At 53.1% G+C, this 22463-nt stretch carries 23 protein-coding genes; 10 read left to right on the top strand and 13 right to left on the bottom strand.

Features of this window, described 5'->3' with window-relative positions:
* The coding region (locus tag CX651_RS20095; RefSeq protein WP_232788329.1) for a hypothetical protein at nucleotides 1-187 on the top strand (187 nt) is incomplete at its 5' end.
* Between the two features lie 273 nt (nucleotides 188-460).
* Here the strand turns inward: CX651_RS20095 and CX651_RS08330 are convergent.
* From CX651_RS08330 to CX651_RS08315, 4 genes are all read right to left on the bottom strand, one after another.
* The gene (locus CX651_RS08330) at nucleotides 461-622 is read right to left on the bottom strand and encodes a hypothetical protein (protein ID WP_037437387.1); all 162 of its coding nucleotides are present in this window, start codon (nucleotides 620-622) and stop codon (nucleotides 461-463) included.
* Between the two features lie 150 nt (nucleotides 623-772).
* Nucleotides 773-2089: an RsmB/NOP family class I SAM-dependent RNA methyltransferase gene (locus CX651_RS08325; protein ID WP_229839737.1), complete on the bottom strand. Its 1317-nt coding sequence runs from the start codon at nucleotides 2087-2089 to the stop codon at nucleotides 773-775.
* A 136-nt stretch (nucleotides 2090-2225) separates the two neighbouring features.
* Nucleotides 2226-2897: a glutathione S-transferase family protein gene (locus tag CX651_RS08320; RefSeq protein ID WP_101055466.1), complete on the bottom strand. Its 672-nt coding sequence runs from the start codon at nucleotides 2895-2897 to the stop codon at nucleotides 2226-2228.
* A 28-nt stretch (nucleotides 2898-2925) separates the two neighbouring features.
* Nucleotides 2926-3546, bottom strand: a complete 621-nt coding sequence (locus CX651_RS08315; protein ID WP_101055464.1) for a glutathione S-transferase family protein — start codon at nucleotides 3544-3546, stop codon at nucleotides 2926-2928.
* A gap of 180 nt (nucleotides 3547-3726) precedes the next feature.
* On the opposite strand from CX651_RS08315, the gene CX651_RS08310 reads away from it, so the two are divergent.
* A complete protein-coding gene (locus CX651_RS08310) occupies nucleotides 3727-4299 on the top strand; it encodes a TetR/AcrR family transcriptional regulator (RefSeq protein WP_101055462.1) in 573 nt (190 codons plus the stop codon).
* Between the two features lie 61 nt (nucleotides 4300-4360).
* On the opposite strand, the gene CX651_RS08305 is transcribed toward CX651_RS08310, so the two are convergent.
* Nucleotides 4361-5035, bottom strand: a complete 675-nt coding sequence (locus tag CX651_RS08305) for a DUF2461 domain-containing protein (protein WP_101055460.1) — start codon at nucleotides 5033-5035, stop codon at nucleotides 4361-4363.
* A gap of 180 nt (nucleotides 5036-5215) precedes the next feature.
* Between CX651_RS08305 and CX651_RS08300 the strand changes: the two genes are divergently transcribed.
* The 6 genes from CX651_RS08300 (at nucleotide 5216) to CX651_RS08275 (ending at nucleotide 11078) form a co-directional block, all read left to right on the top strand.
* On the top strand, nucleotides 5216-7459 hold the full coding sequence (locus CX651_RS08300) for a TonB-dependent receptor domain-containing protein (protein WP_229839736.1): 2244 nt from the start codon (nucleotides 5216-5218) through the stop codon (nucleotides 7457-7459).
* Nucleotides 7460-7558: 99 nt separating this feature from the next.
* On the top strand, nucleotides 7559-8131 hold the full coding sequence (locus CX651_RS08295; protein ID WP_039034741.1) for a PhnA domain-containing protein: 573 nt from the start codon (nucleotides 7559-7561) through the stop codon (nucleotides 8129-8131).
* Nucleotides 8132-8276: 145 nt separating this feature from the next.
* The gene (locus CX651_RS08290) at nucleotides 8277-8831 is read left to right on the top strand and encodes a MarR family winged helix-turn-helix transcriptional regulator (RefSeq protein ID WP_101055456.1); all 555 of its coding nucleotides are present in this window, start codon (nucleotides 8277-8279) and stop codon (nucleotides 8829-8831) included.
* A gap of 402 nt (nucleotides 8832-9233) precedes the next feature.
* A complete protein-coding gene (locus CX651_RS08285) occupies nucleotides 9234-9896 on the top strand; it encodes a hypothetical protein (protein WP_101055454.1) in 663 nt (220 codons plus the stop codon).
* A 12-nt stretch (nucleotides 9897-9908) separates the two neighbouring features.
* The gene (locus CX651_RS08280; RefSeq protein WP_101055452.1) at nucleotides 9909-10499 is read left to right on the top strand and encodes a Crp/Fnr family transcriptional regulator; all 591 of its coding nucleotides are present in this window, start codon (nucleotides 9909-9911) and stop codon (nucleotides 10497-10499) included.
* A gap of 60 nt (nucleotides 10500-10559) precedes the next feature.
* A complete protein-coding gene (locus CX651_RS08275) occupies nucleotides 10560-11078 on the top strand; it encodes a YgjV family protein (RefSeq protein WP_101055450.1) in 519 nt (172 codons plus the stop codon).
* On the opposite strand, the gene CX651_RS08270 is transcribed toward CX651_RS08275, so the two are convergent.
* From CX651_RS08270 to CX651_RS08235, 8 genes are all read right to left on the bottom strand, one after another.
* Nucleotides 11075-11326 (bottom strand): hypothetical protein, encoded by a 252-nt coding sequence (locus CX651_RS08270; RefSeq protein ID WP_028778989.1) that lies wholly within the window; start codon nucleotides 11324-11326, stop codon nucleotides 11075-11077. The two genes, CX651_RS08275 and CX651_RS08270, sit on opposite strands and share 4 nt — an antisense overlap.
* A complete protein-coding gene (locus CX651_RS08265) occupies nucleotides 11323-11559 on the bottom strand; it encodes a hypothetical protein (RefSeq protein WP_101055448.1) in 237 nt (78 codons plus the stop codon). The genes CX651_RS08270 and CX651_RS08265 overlap by 4 nt, the downstream gene beginning before the upstream one ends.
* A gap of 100 nt (nucleotides 11560-11659) precedes the next feature.
* Entirely contained in the window at nucleotides 11660-12961 is a 1302-nt protein-coding gene (locus CX651_RS08260; protein ID WP_101055447.1) for an NAD(P)/FAD-dependent oxidoreductase, read from the bottom strand.
* Between the two features lie 434 nt (nucleotides 12962-13395).
* Nucleotides 13396-13761, bottom strand: a complete 366-nt coding sequence (locus CX651_RS08255; RefSeq protein WP_101055446.1) for a cytoplasmic protein — start codon at nucleotides 13759-13761, stop codon at nucleotides 13396-13398.
* 327 nt (nucleotides 13762-14088) lie between these two features.
* Nucleotides 14089-15237: an L-threonine dehydrogenase gene (gene yiaY / locus CX651_RS08250; protein WP_101055445.1), complete on the bottom strand. Its 1149-nt coding sequence runs from the start codon at nucleotides 15235-15237 to the stop codon at nucleotides 14089-14091.
* Between the two features lie 352 nt (nucleotides 15238-15589).
* A complete protein-coding gene (gene ablB / locus CX651_RS08245) occupies nucleotides 15590-16420 on the bottom strand; it encodes a putative beta-lysine N-acetyltransferase (RefSeq protein WP_101055444.1) in 831 nt (276 codons plus the stop codon).
* Between the two features lie 5 nt (nucleotides 16421-16425).
* Entirely contained in the window at nucleotides 16426-17871 is a 1446-nt protein-coding gene (locus CX651_RS08240) for a sodium:solute symporter family protein (RefSeq protein WP_101055443.1), read from the bottom strand.
* Between the two features lie 3 nt (nucleotides 17872-17874).
* Nucleotides 17875-19062: a KamA family radical SAM protein gene (locus CX651_RS08235; protein WP_101055442.1), complete on the bottom strand. Its 1188-nt coding sequence runs from the start codon at nucleotides 19060-19062 to the stop codon at nucleotides 17875-17877.
* Between the two features lie 271 nt (nucleotides 19063-19333).
* Between CX651_RS08235 and CX651_RS08230 the strand changes: the two genes are divergently transcribed.
* Both CX651_RS08230 and malQ read left to right on the top strand, forming a co-directional pair.
* Complete coding sequence (locus CX651_RS08230) at nucleotides 19334-19846, top strand: MarR family winged helix-turn-helix transcriptional regulator (protein WP_025011422.1); 513 nt, start codon at nucleotides 19334-19336, stop codon at nucleotides 19844-19846.
* Nucleotides 19847-20187: 341 nt separating this feature from the next.
* Nucleotides 20188-22452: a 4-alpha-glucanotransferase gene (malQ, locus tag CX651_RS08225; RefSeq protein ID WP_101055440.1), complete on the top strand. Its 2265-nt coding sequence runs from the start codon at nucleotides 20188-20190 to the stop codon at nucleotides 22450-22452.
* Nucleotides 22453-22463 lie beyond the last annotated feature (11 nt).

The following is a 22463-nucleotide window of genomic DNA, read 5'->3' as shown; positions in this document are numbered from 1 at the left end:
GGGATTGCTGCAGATCCTCTCTTGGTCGGGTGTGGGGCGAAGCTCCACGACTTTAGGCCGCTGGCACAGCGGCTATCATGGCTTTAAGTCAAAACTCATCAATAAACTAGGTCTTAGCTTCTGGCTAAGCAGCCGCCAATCACCTGCGGTGCGCCTTTCGCACAGGCGCTCCTGTGACACGGCGTGAATACGTCCATGTAGCCTCGACGAAAACGTCCCTGTTTTCGACGGTCACAGTTTCGCCTGTGCCTGAAAATGAGGTGTATGCCTGCAGATCTTTCAAATAGTTCAAGCTACTCAGGGTTAACAGAATTGCACCAATACCCCCTCCGGAGCCGCCGCTGGCGTTGTTGCAAATTGGCGTAGCCTAGACAGGTGAGTCGATGCAGTGCACAAATGGGGCTTATTCGCACCTTCAGCCCCTTTGTTGTTGATTGGTTTTCTTGAGATTAAGCCAAGATTATTTCCATTTATCTCTGAGGAACTCAGGCTCCATATATTCGTCCGGATAACGTCTCTTGCTGTCCCGGCGGCGTTGTTTGACCCGTTTGTTCTTTTGCTTGCCTCTGACATGATCTCCCCATGGAGCATCATTGTCGTCGAAATCATAGTGGTTTGACATGATCCATTTCCAATAACACAGTGCATATAGGTTGCACCGCTCCTTTTTACCTAAAGCGCCGGTCAAGCTAAAGTGAGAAATTTAGCGTCTTAAGGTAAAAATTATTGCATGTCTGTCCCCGGTTATCTTCAGGCACTAACCTGACTCTTGCTAGCCTTGTTTACGAAAACGAACAACAAACATCCCATCGGCATTGGCTTCAAAGGGCCAAATCGTCAAATACTGCGTCTGTTCACCGCTGAATGGGTGGCTGAGCGTTTCCAGAGTAAACTCGGGTCGCTTGGCCAGGAAGGCATCGACCACCTGGCGGTTTTCGCTGTCCGCCAGTGAGCAGGTGGCGTAAACCAAAGTGCCACCTGGCTTGACCGCATCGCAGGCGCGGCTGAGTATGTCGAGCTGCAGCGCGGGTTTATCGCTGATGGCCTGGCTGTCATCCAGCCAGCGCATGTCCGGATTTCGGCGCCAGGTGCCGGTGCAGCTGCAGGGGGCATCGACCAGCACGCCGTCGAAGGTTTCTCTGGCAACCGGCAGGGCATCGCTGCGCCAAGGCGCAACCTTGATGTTGAAACCGGCGCGTTTGGCGCGTTTTTCCAGTTCATTGAGCGCAGCCGGGCGGATATCCGAGGCGGTAATAGTGCCAAAAACGCCTTTGGCGGCACTATCTTGCTGCATCAGCGAACTGAGTTGCAGGCTCTTGCCACCGGCGCCGGAGCAGGCGTCCCACCAGTTTTCATTGGCTCTTGGGGCGCAAACCTGGCCTATGACCTGGGAGGCCAGATCCTGCACTTCAATAAACCCTTCTTTATAGAGTCTGATTTCATTGAGGTTGATACTCTTGCTGCCAAGGCTGATGGCGTCATTGAAGACGGGGGCGGCGCTGGCATCGACTCCGGCGCTTCTGAGTTCGGCCAGGGCTTTGGACAGCGGCATATTTTGCACCCTGGCCCAGATAGGCGGGCGACTGCAAAGCGCGTCTATCAGCAGCTCTTCCCGGGCCGCTGGCAGCGGCGCCACGGCCTGCCAGAACCAGTCCGGCGCCAGGTCTCTTGCCAAGACATGTTGGCCAGAGACCTTGAATACCAATGCGGCGGCGGCTTTGGGGGCCAGAGCCTGCTCAGGCAGGGCAAATGACTTGCCCGCTTGTTGCTGCCAGGCACTGATAATGTCCGTCCAAGGGTGGGCTTCTATCGCCGCCGCCAATGCCAGGCGCTGGAACCACAGGCTTTGCTCATCGGTAGCTTCAAGTTGTTGTAACCAACCCCACCAACGAAACAAGGCAAACAGGGTTTCCCGAATGACTCTTCTGTCTTTGGAGCCGTGTTTCTTGTTGCTGCGGAAATAGTTCGCCAGCACCCGATCGGCACTCTGGCGACTGTCGAGAATTTCAGTAAACAGTGTGTTGATGGTGTTGGCATAACTGGCGGCACGTTTTTGGGCCGGAGTCAGTGAAGGGCTTGGCGCGGTCAAAGGTTTCTCTGCATCAAGTGGGGATAGCAATGGCGCCAATATTAACAGAAGTGCCGCGGCCTGTCCCCGGCACCTTGTTTGCTAATGTTTGCTAATGGTTGCTACTGTCTACTATTGCTTACCACACGACTCAGATTTAGCGGGTAACCATTTGCGCTATCTGTTTGGCGCTGTCTTCATCGCTTAACTGGTCCCTGGACTCCGGGGTGACTATGCCTTTTTGACAGGCCGGGCGCAGAGCCAGCGTATCGAGCCAACGTTGCAGATGAGGCAGGCCTTGAATATCTATGCCGCTCCAGTCATAGATCCGCACCCAGGGCCAGGTGGCCATATCGGCTATGCTGTACTCATCACCGGCCAGATAGGCATGTTTGGCCAACTGATTATCCATCACCTCAAACAGGCGCCGGCCTTCTTTTTGATAACGCTCTATCGCGGCCGGGATCTTATCCGGAAAATAGCGGTAGAACACATTGGCTTGTCCCATCATGGGGCCTACGCCGCCCATCTGGAACATCAGCCATTGGATGACCTTGGAGCGCTTCTTGGCATCAGCAGGTAAGAATTTCCCTGTTTTTTCAGCCAAGTAAAGCAGGATGGCTCCGGATTCAAACACCACGAAATCATTGTTATCCCTGTCTATGATGGCCGGGATCCGGCCGTTGGGATTGATGGCTAAAAACTCGGGTTGTTTCTGTTCATTGGCACTGAGATCCAGATGGTGTACCCGGTAAGGCAAGCCCATCTCTTCCAGGGCAATACTGATTTTAAAGCCGTTGGGGGTGGCGGCGGTATAGAGTTCAATCATGTGTGTCTCCTAGATTTTATCCTTGCTTTTATCCTTGTTTTGGCTGGCTCATTGCCGGGCGTTGTCCGGTTTGCTCATACCAGTTTTGGAGCACAGGGAAAGGTTGCAGTGAAATCTGCAGATTTTTGATGAATCCCAATAAGATATAGGCGGTAATATCGGCAATGGAGTAGTTGTCACCGGCCAGATAAGGGGATTCACTCAGGCGCTGCTCCAGCAGAGGCAGGAAAGATTCCAGGCGCTTGCGGGATTCTTCGCCCCAGGCTTGAATGCAGGTTTCCCGGTCGCTGTAGATGCCGCTGATATTGCGAAATGCCTGAAAGGCAGGTAACAACCCCTGCAGTTCAACGATGCGTTGCCACATCTCCACCTTTGCTCGCTCCAGCGGTGTGCTACCAAAGAGCTTGAGTTCGGTAGGGAACAACTCGTCAAGATAACGGCAGATGGCCACAGATTCGCACAGATAACTGCCATCATCCAGATCCAGCAGCGGAATGCGGCCATTGAGACTCTTGGCCTTGAATTCGGCCGAGAGATTTTCTCCGCCGCGAAGATCGACGTGTACCCGCTCGATATCTATGCCTTTCTCCGCCATGAAAATACTGACTCTGCGGGCACTTGGGGTAGGTCCGAGTTCATACAGCTTCATCTATCTTTCTCCATCTGTCTTGGGCCGTTTTGCCCCTGGCTTGGCTGTCAGGAAAATGTATTCAAATCTTTTTCGGAACGATCGTTTAGGTTAGACTTTAGGGGATATCAGAACGATCAGTCAAGAATTAATTTGACTAAATATACAGCACGTCATTCGCTGGAAACGCTTGGGAGCAGTATGGCAAGAAGTTGCAATTTTGACCGGGAAGATAAGCTGAAATTGGCAATGGAGCTCTTTTGGCAAAAGGGTTATGCCGCCACTTCAGTGGCGGATCTGGTGGAGCATCTGGGGATCAACAGATTCAGTCTCTATAACACCTATGGCGACAAGCTGAATCTGTACCGGGAGGCGCTGCGTCTGTATCTGCAGCAAAACTCGTTGCCAGCGCTCGACAGCCTGCGCGCCGAAGGCGCAGGGTTGCAGCAGGTAATTGATTATCTTGAACAGTTTGTGGCCCAGCAGCGAGAGCAAAAATACGGCTGTTTCCTGCAAAATGCGCTGCTGGAGATGAGCCTGGAGGATGCTGTCGTGCAGCAAGAGAGTCGGCACTTGTTTGACTCCATCAAGGAGGCGTTTGCCAAGGCGTTGACCCACGCCAGAGAGCGCGGCGAGCTTAGCAGCGACAATCCCGAGGCGCTCGCGGCCTGGTTACTGCTGCAACTGCAGGGAATTCGGGTGCTAGGCAAGGCCGGTTTGCATCAGGAGTTGCAGCAGGCGCTGAGTGTGATGCGGGCTCAGCTTGGACGTTGAGCCGGATTGTACCTGGGCAGTTTAAGCCCGGGTACGGCAATCAATAATCCAGGAACAGACATCAATAATCCAAGTCCAGGGCGAAACACAGATAGCGCATCAACGCCTGGGTGTGTTGGAACTCACTGGCACAGAAGTCGACAAAATTATTGCTGCAAACCTGCTCTTTTGTCAGCATCTTAAGCGCCACAAAGTCTTTGCGTTTCAACTCGTTTATCAATGGGTGGCTTTTATCGAACCCCTTGGGTGGCCGCATCAGGCTGTCACCGTCCATCGTAAACCCATGGCGCTGTAATTCCTCCAACGCCTTACTGTAGGCGCGTGGGTTGTCGTCGATACATTGCCTGATGGCGCCGAGCACCTTGGATTCGGGGCGCCAGATCCCGGCAGCGATAAAGCAGCCATCGTTGGCCAGATGCAGATACAACCCGGGAGCGTGGACATCCTTACCCTGAAAATGGCGAAACTGGATCCCGACATTGAGCTTGTAGGGCGACTTGTCGTGACCAAAGCGAGTGTCCCGCTGTGGTCGCATCAAACTGCCTCCGACCTTCTTGGCGACCGCCGTCAATCTGGGAGACAAGGCCTGAATAGGCTGCTGCATCTGTTCAATAAATGTCAGTGCCGGCCCCCTGAGCAGGGTTTCATATTCGTCCTGATGTTGCTTGAACCAGGCCCTGTCGTTGTTGTTTTCCAGCCGGGTCAGAAAGGCAAAACCTTGTTCGCTGAAGCTCATCTTTGTTCTCCATTTTCTTCAGGGCGATATCTCAGGTGAAAGCCTGTTGTGAGTCAAGTGGTTTTACATTTTTAAAACAAAGATAACCAAATTGGATCCTATGTAAATATCGGTGAGAATAATTCTCATTTGTAAGCTTGGTTCTTATAATGCCGCCTTATTTTTAAGGGGAGATGATAGATGACAAGCGAACAATCCCGGCGAATGGCGCCGAGCGGCAAGCTGCCATTACTGCTGTGTGCCTTGGCGCCCTGGCCCTTGCTGGCCGCAACTTCTCTGCCGTCCAAGAGTGGTAGCAGTGTGCTGGGTGAGCCTAAGGTGGAAGCGATAGAGATCATAGAGGTGCGTGGCCAGCCTTTTCGTCGGGAACTGACGCTGACCCGTCCGGGCGAAGCCTTGGTGACATTGGAGGACATAGAGGAGCAACAGGCGGGAAACTTTGCCGAAGTGCTGGACACTGTGCCCGGCATCACTCTTGATGGCGGCCCCCGTAGCGGCGGTGAGAAAATCAATGTTTGGGGCTTTGGTGAGACAGAAGATCTCAATGTCTATGTCGACAACGCCCCGGTCGGGTTTGAACAGTATCGCTACGGCTCTTTCTTTATCGACCCGGATATGGTCAAGCGAATTGAGGTGATCAAGGGCGCCCACGATCCCCGCTCCGGCAATGGTGGTTTCGGTGGCTCCATGTATGTGGTGACCAAGAGTGCCGATGATTTTCTGGATTACGGCAAAAAATTGGGCGCCAGAGTCAAGGCCAGTTATGCCGATAACAACGGCTTGGAGACTTACACAGGTATGCTTTATGGCCGCTTGAACTCAGGGCTGTCGGCACTTGTTAACTACAGCTATAAAGATGCCGGCGATCTTGAGCTGGGCAACGGCCAGGTGTTTCGTTTCTCAGGCTATCGGCAAAACAACCTCCTGGCCAAGCTGGATTATGAGCTGGGAGCGCACAAGTTGTCTTTGAGCTATACCTCCTACGATGATGAAGGCCGTAAACCCTGGGCCAACCGCCGCGGCGAAATGCCCACTGTATCTGAGTTTAATATCAAAAAGTACGGCTCTTTTGAGGCGGCAGAATACGCCAATACCGCCCTCAACAGTTACAAAGACAGCACAGTTTCACTCAACTACCGTTATACACCGGCCAGTCCGCTGTGGGATCTGCAATTGGCGCTGTCCAGCAGCAGTAACGACAGACACTGGGTAAGGCCCCAGATAGCCTTCGATAAGATGTTTGTTTCTGTGGGTAACTTTGGCCATGAGTCCTGGCTCGAATACGACAGGGACTTTATCGATATCAACAACACCAGCCAGTTGGGTGACCACTTATTGACTGTGGGGCTGCAGTACCGCTCGCTCGATCGCCGCTCACTGGTATTCAACAAGAGTTATCAGAACAAGGCGGAGAAAAACTTCGGCCTGTACACGCCTTACTACCAGCCTGGAGGTCGCCAGGATACCTACGCCTTTTATCTCAGCGACAGCATTGCCCTGACGGATAACCTCATTCTAAAACCATCGTTGCGTTTCGACAGTATTTACAGCATAGGCCATGGTAATCTGGCGCCGGATTACAACGACCCCAGTGTCGGTCATGATTTTTCCTCTACCCGCCACAGCGGTTGGTCGCCAAGGCTTGGGTTGGAATACCGTCTCGGTGATGTCAGCTTTCTGACCCTGGATTATGCCTACAGCCTGCAGGCACCTGTGGTGGATGAGATTTACGCGGTGCAATATGCCAAGGCCAGTAGTGCTCAGGCGACCAGTCGCGGGATAGATGTCGAGCGGCTGCACGCCTATAAGCTTGGGCTGAGCAGCGCCTTTGATGGGGTCTTCGCCGGTGATGACAGGCTCTCGACCCAACTGACTCTGTATTGGAATCAGGGAAAACAGGATATCGCCCAGCGCAAAGGGCTCTGGGTCGACAAGAGTCAACCATTTGAGAGCGGTTATGTGAATCTCGACGGCTACCATATCTACGGTGGCGACTTCGAGGCTCAATACCGTTGGCACGATTGGTTTGCCGACTATACGGCTTCCTATACCCGCGGCAAGCACAGCGGCAGCCTGCGTGACAGCAGTGGCAGGGATGAAAACTTGGCAGACATTCCTCCGCTCAATATGCGTCTGCACCTGGGGTATTACCTGACTCCCGAGCTGTCGCTCTCCTGGCGTGGCAGTTGGTATGATGCGCAGCAGAAGGTGCCGGATGAGGGCCTGTTTGTCAGCGATAGACCGAGCCAGGCCTATTTTCTGCAAGACTTGTATCTTGGCTTCCAGCCGGAAGATATGTTGCAGGGGCTTGAGCTGAGGCTGGCGCTGCGTAACCTGACCAACCAGTATTACAGTCCGCATCTGGCCGATGGCATTGCGGCTCAGGGACGGGATATTCGCCTCAGTCTGGCGTACCAGTTCTGATAAAACCCCAGTTATTTTGTGCTTTTGTGAGCTGCAAACCTGATCAAGCTCTGATTTTGCGGCATAATGTGCGTTTTGCCTGAACGAAGAATATTAGTGATGACTTCAGAAACTGAACTGCAAAGCCGCTGTGGCGGGAAATGTGAACTCTGTGGAGCCGAAGGCGCTCTGTCTGTCTATGATCTGCCTCACTCGGGTGATCGCACAGATAGCGACATTATGATCTGCGCTACCTGTGAAGGCCAGATTACCGCTCCGGACACCATGGATGTTAACCACTGGCGTTGCCTGAACGACAGTATGTGGAGTCAGGTTCCTGCCGTGCAGGTCATGGCTTATCGCATGCTCAAGCGTCTCAATGGCGAGAGTTGGGCTCAGGATCTGCTGGATATGCTTTATCTGGAAGACGATCTCAAAGCTTGGGGCGATGCCGAGTCTTTGGCGGCCGAGAGCGATGATTCGGCGCCGACACTGGACAGCAACGGCACTCAATTGGCCGCCGGTGATAGCGTGGTGATCATTAAAGATCTCAACGTGAAAGGCACCAGCTTTGTGGCCAAGCGCGGTACAGCCGTGCGTAACATAGCTCTGACCAATAACCCTGAGCATATCGAAGGCCGGGTCAATGGCACTCGCATCGTTATCCTGAGCTGTTATGTGAAGAAATCATAAGGGGAGTTATTCGCCTCTTCACTGATTGATTCAGTAAAAAAACGCCGCAGAAATCGATTTCTGCGGCGTTTTTGCTTTTCAGGCTTGGGAATAGCCGCTTGCTGGCATAATATTCCTTATAAAGAATCTTGCTATAGAGATAGTTATGTCGCAGGAAGAGCTAAAAACACAAACCCACAAGCCACAAGCCCACAAGCCGCAATCCACAGCTATCAAGGATGGGGTAGACACCATAGTCAGCCAGTGGTTGGTTGCCGGGGTGACTGACGATCTGCAGCCGATGGAAGTCTTTGGCCGCCTGGCCAGGATCTACAAATATATAGATGCTGAAATCCTCCGTTGCCATAGCGAATTTGGCTTGCGTCAGGGGGAGTTTGATGTGCTGGCAACCTTGCGTCGCAGCGGTGAGCCATACACTCTGACTCCGGGGCAATTGCACCAGAGCATGATGCTGACCTCAGGCGCCATGACCAGCCGTTTGGATAAGTTGGAGCAGAAAGGGTTCATTTGTCGCAGCCACAGCACCGAAGATCGCCGCGCGGTGAATGTAAGATTAACCGTCGAAGGCAAGGCCAAAGTTGAGGCCGCACTGCCTGCTCATATGGCGACTCAGCAGCAGTTGCTCAAGGGCATTTCTGCCAAAGACAGGCAGAGGCTGGCGGCTTTACTCAAAGTGTGGCTGGCAGAGCTCGAGTCCTGAGCTATCTATCTTGAGCCATCTATCTTGAGTAAAGGTAACCTTCCGTCCTTGGTGGAGCAGTGAGGTTTCATCAGTGCGCTTTTTCTGTCATTCAATCTGCAGCTCGGGTTGTAAATACCCGAGTTCTCAATCACCAAACCCGAGTTCTCAGCGACTCAGTTGTCTGCTACTGTATTTTATAAACAGATGGCATTGAAGCTGGTTGGCTGAAACTCATTGGCAAGTACCTTTGATGGCTAACGTTTCAGTCATAGGTGGGTGTTTCAACAGATATTAAATATTGCGCTCTTGACTGAACCCGGGCTGACAGGCCCTAAGATCCCGGCTGCGGCTACTTGGCTTTGAGGTTAAGGTAAGCCCAGTGTGCCGATATGGTTGGGTTTGTTGTTGATAGGATGAATTATGAAGCTGTTTATTCGTGTGGCTCTAGTGTTGGGTCTGGTGTTTCTGGCGGTGATTGCGCTTGGGATCTACAGGTTCAACTTCACCGAGGATGACCTCTATGTCAGGGAAAACGATATGGTGCGTCCACTGGCTGAATTCGATGGCGGGGCTCAAGGTGTGATGCAGCGGCTGTTCAATCTGGACACCCGAGAACAGTTCAGGATCCGTTTACCGGACAATAATAAGGCCGTCACTCTTACCGGCTTTAAAGAAGAGCAGCATCTGGCGTTTGGCGAATATCAGGATGAAGTGGTTCGTGGGGAGGTGTTGCTCGATTATCGTAAGCTGACCTCCTTAAACTTGCCCGGCAATGCCGAATCGATGCAGTTTGTTGTTCCCTTCGCGGTGACAACCCAGGGCTCTGGTGTGTTCTGGTATCTGGGTATGTTCAGATTCGACTATCAAACCGGCGCCATCGCGCATCTGGCCAGCCAGTTTCTCGGCGACCGAATTGAGATAGAAGCCATCACCCCCAAAGAGCCGTTCGACCCGCCTTACAGCGTGACTTTGGCGCTGAAGACCCGCACCCAAGAGCAATCCATGGCCGAAGCGCCGGGCGAGTATATGGAACGCACTTTCTTTGTGACGCTTACCTCGATTCTGCCGTCTTCTTCCCAATAGGCGCCCGACTGAATGAGCCATGAATCTATGCCTCATCAGGCCGCTTTCCGGGTGCTGACAGACTTTTTCCTTGAGTTGGGGCTTGAACCCAGTGCTGTGGCGCCACTCTTGGATAAGGCTCAGCTGAAAAGTTGTCAGGCAGGTGAGGTGCTGCTGGCACAAGGTGGCAAACAGCAGTCGGGCTTTTTATTGCTCAATGGTCTGCTGCGGGCCTGCCACTATCTGAGTGATGGTCAGCAGCGCTGCAAAGAGTTCTATTTCCCTGGCGAATTTTGCCTGCTTTACAGCAGTTTTCTCAGTGCTGAGCCTGCCCGTTATCAACTTGAAGCACTGGAAAACAGTACTCTGGTGGTCGTGCCCTTGAGCCTGTTTGAGCTTGGCGGGTTTCAGCGTGCCGAGCTTTCATTGCTGCGTGCCCAACTGCGTTACAAGGAGCAGAAAGAAGCTTTTCTATTGCTCAAGTCGCCAGAGCAGCGCTACCTGTGGTTAAAAAATCATTGGCCACACTGGATAAGCACCCTGAGCCAGGTGCAGTTGGCCAACTATATCGGCATCACCCCTGAGAGCCTCAGCCGTATTCGCCGGCGTCTTAACCTAAGTTAATGCCATCGCCTCAATGGCACAGCACAATAGCGGCCGGTTTCAATCTTCCGGGATACTGTGTTGTCCATTTTTGTTATTTCACAGCTGTTGGTCACTCTGGCGCTGCTTAGCGATCTTTTGTCATTCCAGTTCAGGCACAGGCGTGCCGTGCTCGCTTGTCTGCTGGTGTCGGGCCTGCTGATCTCGGCGCATTTTATCTTGCTCAACCACTGGAGCCCGGCCATTTTAATGTTGGTTGCCAGTGTCAGATTCTTTGTCAGTATCTTCACCGTCGACAGACGTCTGATGTGGCTGTTTATGGCCGCTTCGGTCACAGCCGTGGCCCTGAGTTTCAATCAATGGCTCGATCTTTTGAGTCTGGCCGGCAGTTTGTTGCAGACCAGGGCGGCCTTTTGCCGTGATGACAAACGATTAAGGGAGCTGATGTTCATCGGCAGCGGTTGCTGGCTGCTGAATAACATCCTGTTGGGTTCGCCGATGGCGGTATTGATGGAGTCTGTGTTTATCGGCAGCAATCTGTTGGGATACTACCGTTTCTATCTGCGCCGCAAAGGCTCGGCGCCCGCACAAGGGGGCTAATTCATGCGCGCCTTGCCACCGATAATCTTGAATGCAGGCACGCCGCGGATCAGTGCCTGACGTGCGAAGACCTGGCCGCAGCCGGGGCAGGTACAGGGCGTTTGCGTATGATCTGTCAGGATCCGTTCGACAAAACATTTAACCAAGGCGCCTTTGCCGCCCTTTCGATATTTGAACAGTTTTGCCTTGCAGCCGCAGCAGATGATTTCCACCGTCTGTTGCGGTCCTTTTTTATTGGGCTTACTCACTTGCCCGGCAGTTCGGTTTCCAGCTCAATATCAGTGCAGCCCTTGGGGCAGCGGATGCTGGCAAGCTCTGAGGTGGATTTTGCCGGTGGTAAGGTGGCACTCAAGGCTTGTTGGCATTTAGGGCAGGGCACTTTTTTACCGGCCAGCAGTTGTTTGATCAGATTCTTCTGCGCCTTGAAGGACTGGGCGCTGCTTTGGTTGATATTGGAAAAGTCGGTGGATTGAGCTGTCATAGGCAGTATCTGAATTCGTCTGTTACGGGTAAATAAGTCAGCAGCGATTATAGCCTTGCCGGCGTGGCAAATAAAAGAGGGGCGCCTGGCGCCCCCTTTATCAATGCAGCTTGAGGTGGGGATGGATTATCCGGGTTATCCCCTTGGCAAACATCAGCAGGGTGCCCTTGACCACGCCGTGAAGCTCTATCAAATGGCGGCGATAGAGAGAGGTATAGACAAATCTGGCTATCTTGCCTTCGACCATGACGCCTCCACCAATGAAAGACATCAGGTTGCCGACCGTGTGGAAGCGCGACAGGTTCACCAGTGAACCGAGATCCTTGTAAAGGTACTCTTTTGAGGGAGTCTTGCCGCTGAGCATGGCTATGATGTTATCCGCTGTCATCAAGGCCATCTGCCTGGCGGCCTGGCCCCTTGGCGGCACCCAGTTGCCGTCCGGTTGCGGACAAGCGGCACAGTCTCCAATGGCAAAGATATGCTCATCCAGCGTGGTTTGGGCATTGGGTTTGACCAGCAGCTGATGGATATGATTGCTTTCCAGGCCGCCAATACCGTGGAGAAACTCAGGCGCCTTGACCCCGGTGGACCAGATCACCATATCGCTCGGGATCTCTTCGCCTTCACTGGTAGTCAACGCCTTGGCTGTCACCTGGGTGATACGGGTATTGGTCATCACCCGGACTCCCAGAGTGCTCAGCTCTCTGGCGACTGCCGCCGAGATCTCTTCTTTTTCCACCTTGGGCAGTATTCGTTTGTCGGCCTCTATCAGGGTGACTTCCAGTAGGCTGGTATCTATCTTGTAGCCAAAGCCCTTGAGCTGATCCACTGCGTGATGCATTTCGGCCGACATCTCCACCCCGGTGGCACCGGCGCCGACGACGGCGATTTTGATCTTCTCATCCAACTGTTGATGGCTGGCATAACGCATAAACTTGTTCAACAAGCGCTGGCGGATGGCCATGGCCTGCTCTGTGTTGTCGAGGAAGACGCAGTGTTCCCGCACCCCGGGAATATTGAAGTCGTTGGCGATACTGCCGATGGCAACCACCAGATAGTCATAGTCGATGCGCCGTGATGGCAACAGCTCTTCACCCTTGTCATCACAAATGGGCGCCAGTATCACTTGCTTGGCCTTGCGGTCTATGTCCGTCATGGCGCCTTGCTGAAAGTGATAGCCGTGAGCGGCTGCGTGACTGCGGTAGCTGATGGCATCAACCCCGACATCCAATGCGCCTGTGGCGACCTCGTGGAGCAGGGGTTTCCAGACATGGCTGTCGGCGACATCGATAAGCGTGACTCTGGCCTTGGCTTTGCGACCCAGTTTATGGCCCAGTTTGGTGGCGATCTCCATACCACCGGCGCCGCCGCCGACGATGACGATATTGGCTAACTCGTGCATTTAATGGCTTTCCTGTTGCAGATTTAAAAACAAATTCTGTTGTTTCGGCGGGCGAACTCGGTCGCCCTGATTTGCATCAACCCCGCAAGGCCTGAATGATTGAGATCTTTAGACTTTGGCCCGCGCAGGAAAGTCTAGCAGCGCCAGGGGTTGCCAACAATTGGCCTAAAAATGGATTATATCTGAGGTAAGTTTGAGTTTTCTTTTATTAGCTTTTGAAAAATAAGGAAATGATTTTCTCAAAAATGATATTATCTATCGGATTTGTGCCGGAATGAATTGAATAACTGTGATCTATCGCCGTTGTCCGTAGTAAATCTGTGAGCTAGCGCTTGTTTGACCGTATCTTTACCAGAAATGACAAGGATACGGCCAATTGAGAGTACTGCCTATGGCAGCTTAATTGACTCAGGGGTAATCAGCTTCAGGGCGGTTTAACCCAGGCTTTTCAGGCGAGTCTGGCAGTCTTGGTATATGTGTTCCACTATCTCCTCAACAGAGGTATCTTTGGTGCACTTGTCCATAAACACTTTGAGCGTGATCAGGGCATGGCCAGAGGATTTTAATCTTTCGCTGATCATGGCGAAGTAAGCCTCCTCCTTTTCTGCCTTACGCACCACTATGTTTTGAAAACAAAATACCCTGTTACCTGAGTGAGCATGCCACTTACTAAGTCGGTCAAGGGCGATTTCTGCCGAGTGATTGATTTCGATGTGATTGCGCCATGTGGCTTCGGCGCTCTGATCTTGGTAGTGGGGGCAACGAACTGTGTAATTGATTATCTGGCTAATGGCTGTCATAAGGGATCCTGCCTGGTTGATTCCTGAATTCATCATAGGGGCTGAACTAACAATCGGCCACTGTGACAAGGGTTACAAACGCGGGGGTGTACTCCTTATTGCTTGCTGTTGTTAATCTCATTTAGCCTGTATTCGACAGAAATAAACCGGGGACAGATCTCAAAATTTAGCTGTTGCCGAATAACCGTTGAAATGCTGAGCTGATGGGCTTGGAAGCTTGAAGCGAGTGGTAACTGCAAGAGAAGAGGCCCGCTCTGTGAGCGGGCCTCTTGTACAGCTTTCTCATTGCAGGGAAAAAGCGGACAATGAAATTATATTACAAATGTATCAAAGTGCGTTAGTGAAAATTTGGCAAATTTCCTCGTGAGTCGCCTGTTTAGGGTTGGTAAAGCCGCAGGCATCTTTCAGAGCATTCTCTGCAAGTACAGGAATATCTTCGGCTTTTACTCCAATTTTTGTCAGGTTTTCAGGGATTTTTACTGCCGAAGCCAATTCTTTAATCGCCTTGATTGCCGCCGCAGCACCCTGTTCATCGCTCATGGCACTGACATCAACACCCATGGCTTTGGCAACATCTTTCAGTCTTGGTGCCGCCACTTGAGCATTGTATTCCTGCACATAAGGCAGCAAGAGGGCGTTACATACGCCATGGGGCAGATCGTAGAAACCACCCAACTGGTGCGCCATGGCATGTACATAACCCAGGCTGGCGTTGTTGAATGCCATACCGGCGAGGAACTGGGCGTAAGCCATCTGTTCACGGGCCTGGATATTGTCACCATGCTCTACCGCATTGACCAGGTTGGCGTGAATAAGCTCAATGGCCTTGATGGCACAGGCATCAGTGATGGGGTTAGCTGCTGTGGAAACATAGGCTTCTACCGCGTGTGTCAGGGCATCCATACCGGTTGCCGCGGTCAGGCTGGCAGGTTTTTTCAGCATCAGTTCAGGGTCGTTGACCGAGATGATGGGGGTAGTGTGCTTGTCAACAATGGCCATCTTAATATGGCGGCTTTCATCTGTGATGATGCAGAAGCGGGTCATTTCACTGGCGGTGCCGGCCGTTGTATTGATAGCCACTAAAGGCAACTGGGGTTTGGCTGACTGATCCAGGCCTTCATAGTCTTTGATGGAACCTCCATTGGTTGCAACCAGGGCAATACCCTTGGCGCAATCGTGTGGTGAACCGCCGCCCAGGGAGATTACGAAGTCACAGTCGTTGGCACGCAACAGCTCAAGGCCTGCTTCCACGTTGCCAACGGTTGGGTTGGGTTGAACGCCATCGAATACTGTGGCGCTAATACCTGCCTGTCCCAGCTTTTCGGCGATCTGTCCCACCAGACCTATGCTGACCAGAGGCTTGTCTGTCACTATCAGGGCTCGTTTGAATCCCAGAGTCTGGATATCACCGATAGCATCGTCTACAGCGCCCTGACCCAGGACGTTTACTGAAGGGATAAAGAATTTAGCAGCCATAAGTTCACCTGTATATGCTGTTGAAAATGAAATCTGTATCTCTCTCTTGATGTCAAATTACCAACTCATCTGACCAAAAAGTGTGAGGTGGCGCCAAGAATTGCGCCAAAAAGAAAGAAAATTAAGAGAGAAATGAAACTAAGTGACATAAAAGCTGTTTTTATGACACATATGCGGATAACACCTTTCCTTCCATGGTGGTTAGGGGTCCCACGGTCACCATATTATCCCTTAACAAGGGGAGGGCTATTAGTCGAAAGCATGGAATTTTCTCGACAAAGTCCCGTATTTATATTGGGTAATCGAACCTTTCCGTGGTAGACCGATCCTTTAAGTACCACATAAGTGGTAGCTAAACAAGTAATTTATGCCAGAGGTTCATGCTCTCTATCTGGCCGCCTATTTGGGTATTAAGGTGCAGACGGCCGCCATAGCGGTAATCTGCCGCGGCAAAGGTACGGTTCATACCAACGGAAACGGCTCTGGCTATGGTATAGGCGGTTCGGTAGCCCTGGTGGAGTATTGCTTGTTCCATATGTGCCAGCAAGGCTCTGGCGCAGCCCTGTCCGCGAGCCTGTGGCAGAGTGGCGAAATCTGTCATCTCTGCACTGAGACTCTTGGGATCTTTTTCTGCCGAAGCCAGGGCTATCAGTCGCCCTTGTTGGCGGATCCCAAAGTAGTCGACATCACTGGCCATGCTCTGCCGCAAAAATTCCGGATCTTCAATGGGGAAGGGGTAGCTGGGAAACACCTCGGCATAGAGCCTGGCCATCTGTGGCAGGTCCTCTTCGCGGCAGCGACTGACCTCGGCCGGTGAATGGAAGTCAGGCTTGATATCCGCCCTGGCGCGCTCCAGCAGGGTATCCAACTCCGGCATGTTGCGAAATTGTCTGGTTTTGTCTTGGTAGCGGGCGAGAAATACGGCGTCCTGGCCTTGATAAAAATTGGGGATCCTGGCCTCTTCGCTGAAACCATATGCCAGAAACAGGCCGGCCTTGTGCTCAGGTAGCTTGGCGATGATCTTGCCGTAGCCATGTTGCAGCGCCAGAGCATTCAGCGCATCCAATAAAGGACCGGGGGAGGCATTACCAAGGGAGATCAGATAGATGCGATCATTGGCCGGGCCATGCTGGATGTGGGCACCGAGTAAGTTGAGTTGCTGATCAAATTGAGCTCGGGTCATGAGTGTTAACTGTCCTGATGTGAGGTGAGCCTGGGCTTGGGAGCTGGTTGGTGAATGACATTGACTAGTAGCAACAATCCGGCGGAGACCAAAATGCCATAGATACTGGGATCCAGACCGAGTTTTGCCAAGCCATCCGGCAGCTTGAGCAACTCTGTCAGTAGCGCCAACGCCGTGAGGCCGCCCCCTAACATGGCGCAAAGTGCCGCAGTGGAGCTGACTCTGGACCAAAACAGCGCCGCCAGAGTTGGGACAAACAGCCCGGAAACCATAAAGGCATAAGCATAGAGAATGGCATCCAATACCTGCCTGGCCTGACTGGCGAGGTAGATGGCTGCCAGCCCCAGCAATAGAGTGGCAATCATCGACAGTCTCAGGGTGTTGTTCCCTCTGGGATCCAGCCCGAGCAGATCTTGGGTCAGGTTGCCGGATGCCGCCATCAGGCAACTGTCGGCGGTGGACATGATGGCGGAAAAGTATGCCGCGATAATCAGCCCGGTAAAGCCCATTGGCAAGAGATCGCGGATCATCGCCGGCACCGCCATTTCACTGTCCATATGTGGCAACATGACTCTGGCGCACATCCCCAATAAAACCCCGGATATCGCCATCAGGGGATACTCAAGCACCCCGGCCAGATACCAGGCGCGCTTGGCGGTGGCGCTATCTTTACAGGCAAACATTCGCTGATAGAGAGTCATGGCAATTAGCCACACAGGTGTGATGGTGAGTAGCCAATTGATGGCCGTGATGGGATCTATAGCGGTCAGTGACATGTGGGACGGCGGTAGATTGCGGCTCAGCCCCTGCCAGCCACCGACCTCCACCAGGGCGTAGGGCAGGGTAAAGCCAATCAAGCCCAGCAATAAAATGAGCCACTGTACGCTGTCGGTATAGATAACCGCCTTGAGCCCCCCAAATACAGTGTAAAGTATGGTGGTTCCGCCTATGACCCAGAGTGCCAACTGCAGCGGCGGCAAGGCATCGAAGCCCTTGGGCAACAGGGTCGCGGCCGCCAGTTTGGCACCGGCGAGGATCTGCGCGCCGGTAAACCCCAGATACCCGATACAGGAGATCAAGGCGGCCAACATGGCGACTCTGGCCCCGAATCTGTGCTTGAGCAGATCCGGATAGGTATAAAAGCGCTCGCCCTGCTCCAGACGTTTGACCCTGGGAATAACAAACACAGCCGATAACCAGGCCCCCAGCAAACCGGTAAACAGCAGCCAGCTGCCCGCCAGCCCCATACTGAAGCCGAAACCGGCAAGACCTATGGAAAATCCGCCGCCCACATCCGTGGCGGCAATGGAAAAGCCTACGTGCCTGGCTTTGATATTACGGCCACCGAGATAGTAGTCATCACCGTCACTGTGGCGTTTGAAATGGAAGTAACCAAACCCAAGTAAACCTACGAGGTACGCCAGGAAAATCCCATAATCCAAAGGGTGCATGGATTACTCCTGTAGCAGGAATGATACGTCGGCACTGCGCCCCTCAAAGTTGGTGGCTATCAGGCGCTCGCCTTCCGAGCCAGTTTGCCTGCTGACATATTCCGGCTGCACCGGCATTTTGCCCAGGCCGCCGACGCCATCGACGATAAAGGTGGGAATAGCCGGGCCGGATACCCAGCCGCGGATGCCGTGATAGATTTTCAGCATTCGCTGATAACTGACCTGAAACTTGCTGTTACCCGGCGCCGGATCCATGGCATAGACGTAATAGGGACGTATGCCTATGGATACCAACTCCATCACCAGTTCCTGCATAGTATCTATGCTGTCGTTGACGCCTTTGATCAGTACGCTCTGGTTGCCGAGCATGATGCCGGTTTCCCTGAGCATAGTGATATGTTTGCTGAATAAAGGGGTGATTTCTCTGGGATGGTTTACTTGGGTGTTGATCAGTGTGACTCGGTTACGCTTCAGTACCCGGCACAACTCGGGCGTGACCCGGGTAGGAAGCTGCGCCAATAAACGGCTGCCGATACGCAGTATTTTCAGATCCGGTCTGGCCTCTCGGATCATAGACAGAATTTCATCCAGTTTGTCATCTGTGAGCAGCAAAGGATCGCCGCCCGACAGGAGCACGTCCTGCACCTCTGTATGTTGGCGCAGATACTCCACCGAGCGACGTATTCTGTCCATGGAGATCACGTTGAGCGGATCGGACACCATGCGTTTGCGGGTGCAGTGGCGGCAATAGGAGCCGCAGATGTTGTGTACCAGGAACAACACCCGGTTGGGATACCTGTGCACTATCGAGGTGCCTTCGGGCATCATGTCATCTTCCGCCAATTGATCGCCCATTTCATGGGGGGCGACCTCCAACTCATCCTGTTCTGGAACATACTGCAACCGAATTGGGCATTTGGGATCATCTTTGTCCATCAGCTGGGCTATATAAGGGGTGATCCTGGCGGCAATCACTTCATAAACTTGGTCATCAACCGCGCGAATATTGTTGAATACCTGGGATAGTTGCTTGTCATTCTTAAAGCTCAGCGACAAGGTTTCCCGCCAGGAGCGATTGGCAACATCAAACTGCATCAGCGCCTGATGGCTGGAAAATGGCCGCTTCTCTGTGATGACTTTCAGTGGAATAGGATTTTCTTCGCTCTTGTACTTCAGGCTGGTGGCCGACATGGGGATAGTCCTTTTCTGATAATTAATACTCAATAATTAATTTGAGCCCTAATCGTTAGTTGTCTAATGATTGCATTATGAGGTTTTCGTATCAACAAAAGATGAATGATTTGTTGATCTAAAGTTGCGTTTGTCGGCGCAGACACTTTGGGAAATTCAGCTATTAAGTTGATGGGCTATGAGTTTGCCGGGCTTTTCTGATAAGCTGGCGCCTTTCGGCTAGCTGTGATTTCAGTAGCCCTTTTCGAACCAGTGTGAGTAGGAAGTATTCATGGAAAAGTATGAGCAGTTATTAATCTCGCTGCGCAAAGTGATCCGCGCCATCGACTTGCATTCCAGGCAACTGAGTAAGCACTCGGGCCTCACCGGACCGCAGCTTATGGTGATGCAGAAAATCGCTTCCATGGGATCGCCGCTCGCCAAACAGGTGGCGACCGAGATCAATCTGAGTCCTGCCACAGTCACCACTATCATCGACCGTCTTGAAGCCAAGGGCTTGGTTATACGTCAGCGCAGCCAAACCGATAAGCGCAAGGTACACCTGTTGCTTAGTGAGTCCGGTGCTGCCTTGCTGGCACAGGCGCCCAAACCGCTGCAGGAGCACTTTATCAAGCGCTATCAGGCGCTGGAGGCCTGGGAGCAGAGCCAGCTCTTGTCGGCCGTGGAGCGGATTGCCACCATGATGGATGCCGAAGAGCTGGATGCCGCCCCCATGCTGCTGGTGGGACAAATTCAGCCGAGCGATGAGCCGGAAGCTGTGACCCCAAAGCAAACCAAGAGCTGAGCTTTCCTCTTTACAAGCGGGTCGCCGTCAGCGACCCCAAGATTGATTTCTGTCTGAACCCCGTTTTCAACCCCTGGTTGCCAATCCCGGCTTTTGTCGGCGATGTCTTGCACTCAATTGGTGAAAGATTGCACAGTCTTGAGTCATTGGTGCAACTCATTTACTTTTGATGCCTTTTGCGAGACGCTCGCCAAGCATCAGGGCGAATTTTCACAAGCTACTGAATTAAAATATTAAATACTTGTCACTTGGCTGACACACCTCTGTCTTATTGCTGTTATTTTGCCCTGGCATGCTATCTGCTCACAGGGAACTTAAGGTGATTGGCGTGGAGTGCTGAGATGGGACTGGAGAAGTTGCTGTATCTGCAAGGGATAGGGGACGGCTTCAGCGACAGCTATGGGCGTTTTTGCCCTACATCGGCCGGCACACGCAAACAGATCCTCAGCGCCATGTGTGGCCCTATACCCGAAGAGGCGAGCGAGCTCTGGATTGAGCGGCGGATCTATCAGCTCGATGCCGAGCCCTGGCAGCAGCTGTTGCCTTCATTTCAGTGGTGCTATCTCGACAGTCTCGGTCTGAGGTTCAGACTCGAGGCGCAGTCTTTGCCATCCAAGGCGATGCAGCTGACGCTGACGAGTGAACTGGGTGAGGAGTTTGTTGTCAGCTTTTCAGCGGCAGACTGCCCGGTGCGCGGCGATTATCGTATCGGTGAGCGCTGCTATCTTGAGCTCGAGCTTAAACTGGACGAGGTTTCCGGCAACTGTGGCATTGCCGCAGGACTTGGCTACCACAGGGTGTCTTTATCTATCATCGAGCCTGATGGCGAGGAGAAGCTGCTTGCTATGGGCACCTTGATGGTGGCGCCAAGGCAGGCCTTTCAAGGCGTACTGCAAAAAAACAGGGCGCGGCAAACCGAGCCTCACCGCAGGCCCTGGGGCGTCAGCGTGCAGTTGTTTTCGCTCTGGCAGGAGGATACTCCCGGCCCAGAGGCAATGGGCGACTTTGGAGCCTTACTGAAGCTGATAACCCAACTGGCCCCCAAGGGGCTGGACTTTATTCTGCTCAACCCCCTGCATGCGCTGGCGCTCACTGAGGATGCCTCCCCAAGTCCCTACAGCCCAATAGACAGACGCCGCCTGCACCCCTTGTATATCTCGCCGCCGCTCTGCGCCGAAGGGATGGCATCAATCCGTGATGCTGAATCTTTTGCCGAGCAAACGGCCTTCAGCCCTTGGCTAGACTATGCCGCTGTCAGCCGTGATAAGTGTGCCCGCCTCAAAGCAATGTGGCTGCGTTTCAACGCTTTGCCCAAGGATGCTCCCAGGCGCCTGGGCTACGAAGGCTTTGTGAGTCGGGAGGGACTGGCGTTGCAGCACTATGCCCGGGAGCAGGCGAGTTTCGCCACCGGAGATTGGCCCACAGATGCCAACTTTTATCTCTATCTGCAGTTTGTTGCCGAAGAGCAGTTGGCCTTGTGTCAATCCCGCGCCATAGAAGCCGGCATGAGTATCGGCCTTATCCGGGATCTGGCTGTCGGCACAGTTGGCAGCGGCACTGAGGTGAGTCAGCATCAGAGTCAGTTTTGCCAAGGTGCCAGCATAGGGGCGCCGCCGGATGCCTTTGCGCCCCAGGGGCAGAACTGGGGGCTGACGCCTCTGGATCCCGTCGGTCTCAAGCAGGCAGATTTTAGTCACTTTATTGAGTTGCTGCGCACCAACATGCGCCACTGTGGTGCCATTCGGATAGATCACGTGATGTCGCTGTTTCGTCTCTGGTGGTGGCCGGCCGGCGCCGAAAACCAGATTGAAACTGCAGTCGAAACTGAGTCTGGCGAGCCTGAAGGCGCCTATGTCTATTACCCCTTCGATACCCTGCTGGCGATTTTATTGCTGGAGAGCCAGCGTGCCCGCTGCCTGGTGATTGGCGAAGACCTTGGGCTGGTGCCAGCGCAAATCGTAGCGCCGCTTAAGCTTGGCGGGCTGTACTCCAATGAGCTGTTCTATTTTTGCCGTGAGCAGCAGGATTTCCCTGACTTTGGTGGATTTCGGCCGCCAAATGACTACAAGCCAAACGCCATCATGATGCTGAGCAACCATGATGTAGCGCCGCTCAAAGTCTGGCTGGAAGAAGAAGATCTCAGGCTCAGGTGGGAAATTGGCCTGCTGGGCGCTGAACAATACGCAAGGGAAAGCGAAGACCGCCGCAGGGATATTCAGGCTCTTGAAGTTTGGCTGTCGCAATTTTATCCCTTTGAAAACAAGTTAAAAGTTTCACTTGAGCCGAACTCTGTCACCTATACCCACAACTTGATCCATAACCTCGCCGTCACAGTCGCCTCGGGGCGCAGTGCGCTTTTCAGCCTGCCGCTGACAGATCTGCTCGGCGATAAGGTGGCGGTCAATATCCCGGGCACCAGCGCTGAGTATCCCAACTGGCGCCGACGTTATTCGTTGGCCGTGGAAAGGCTCAATGATTCCGAGCTGCTGCAAAACCTGCTCAGGGATATCCGCCGGGTGCGCGAGCAAAGTTGCAGCGCTGAACCGGAGCGGCTTCGAGCTCAATCAACAGGAGATGCAGATGAAACAGCAAATCGTCGCCAATGAACCCGCGCCGC

The organism is Shewanella chilikensis, from assembly GCF_002836945.1.
Classification (GTDB): Bacteria; Pseudomonadota; Gammaproteobacteria; order Enterobacterales; family Shewanellaceae; genus Shewanella; species Shewanella chilikensis.
This window is presented reverse-complemented; position numbering and strand designations above follow the sequence as displayed.

Bases quoted from the DNA above. Each gene is read 5' to 3' on its own strand.
- CX651_RS08315 (WP_101055464.1), bottom strand. From the start codon at position 3,546: ATGAAGCTGTATGAACTCGGACCTACCCCAAGTGCCCGCAGAGTCAGT.
- yiaY (WP_101055445.1), bottom strand. From the start codon at position 15,237: ATGGCTGCTAAATTCTTTATCCCTTCAGTAAACGTCCTGGGTCAGGGC.
- CX651_RS08310 (WP_101055462.1), top strand. From the start codon at position 3,727: ATGGCAAGAAGTTGCAATTTTGACCGGGAAGATAAGCTGAAATTGGCA.
- CX651_RS08280 (WP_101055452.1), top strand. From the start codon at position 9,909: ATGAGCCATGAATCTATGCCTCATCAGGCCGCTTTCCGGGTGCTGACA.
- CX651_RS08240 (WP_101055443.1), bottom strand. From the start codon at position 17,871: ATGCACCCTTTGGATTATGGGATTTTCCTGGCGTACCTCGTAGGTTTA.
- ablB (WP_101055444.1), bottom strand. From the start codon at position 16,420: ATGACCCGAGCTCAATTTGATCAGCAACTCAACTTACTCGGTGCCCAC.
- CX651_RS08290 (WP_101055456.1), top strand. From the start codon at position 8,277: ATGTCGCAGGAAGAGCTAAAAACACAAACCCACAAGCCACAAGCCCAC.
- CX651_RS08300 (WP_229839736.1), top strand. From the start codon at position 5,216: ATGACAAGCGAACAATCCCGGCGAATGGCGCCGAGCGGCAAGCTGCCA.
- CX651_RS08230 (WP_025011422.1), top strand. From the start codon at position 19,334: ATGGAAAAGTATGAGCAGTTATTAATCTCGCTGCGCAAAGTGATCCGC.
- CX651_RS08255 (WP_101055446.1), bottom strand. From the start codon at position 13,761: ATGACAGCCATTAGCCAGATAATCAATTACACAGTTCGTTGCCCCCAC.
- CX651_RS08330 (WP_037437387.1), bottom strand. From the start codon at position 622: ATGTCAAACCACTATGATTTCGACGACAATGATGCTCCATGGGGAGAT.
- CX651_RS08265 (WP_101055448.1), bottom strand. From the start codon at position 11,559: ATGACAGCTCAATCCACCGACTTTTCCAATATCAACCAAAGCAGCGCC.
- CX651_RS08305 (WP_101055460.1), bottom strand. From the start codon at position 5,035: ATGAGCTTCAGCGAACAAGGTTTTGCCTTTCTGACCCGGCTGGAAAAC.
- CX651_RS08260 (WP_101055447.1), bottom strand. From the start codon at position 12,961: ATGCACGAGTTAGCCAATATCGTCATCGTCGGCGGCGGCGCCGGTGGT.
- CX651_RS08320 (WP_101055466.1), bottom strand. From the start codon at position 2,897: ATGATTGAACTCTATACCGCCGCCACCCCCAACGGCTTTAAAATCAGT.
- CX651_RS08285 (WP_101055454.1), top strand. From the start codon at position 9,234: ATGAAGCTGTTTATTCGTGTGGCTCTAGTGTTGGGTCTGGTGTTTCTG.
- CX651_RS08295 (WP_039034741.1), top strand. From the start codon at position 7,559: ATGACTTCAGAAACTGAACTGCAAAGCCGCTGTGGCGGGAAATGTGAA.
- CX651_RS08235 (WP_101055442.1), bottom strand. From the start codon at position 19,062: ATGTCGGCCACCAGCCTGAAGTACAAGAGCGAAGAAAATCCTATTCCA.
- malQ (WP_101055440.1), top strand. From the start codon at position 20,188: ATGGGACTGGAGAAGTTGCTGTATCTGCAAGGGATAGGGGACGGCTTC.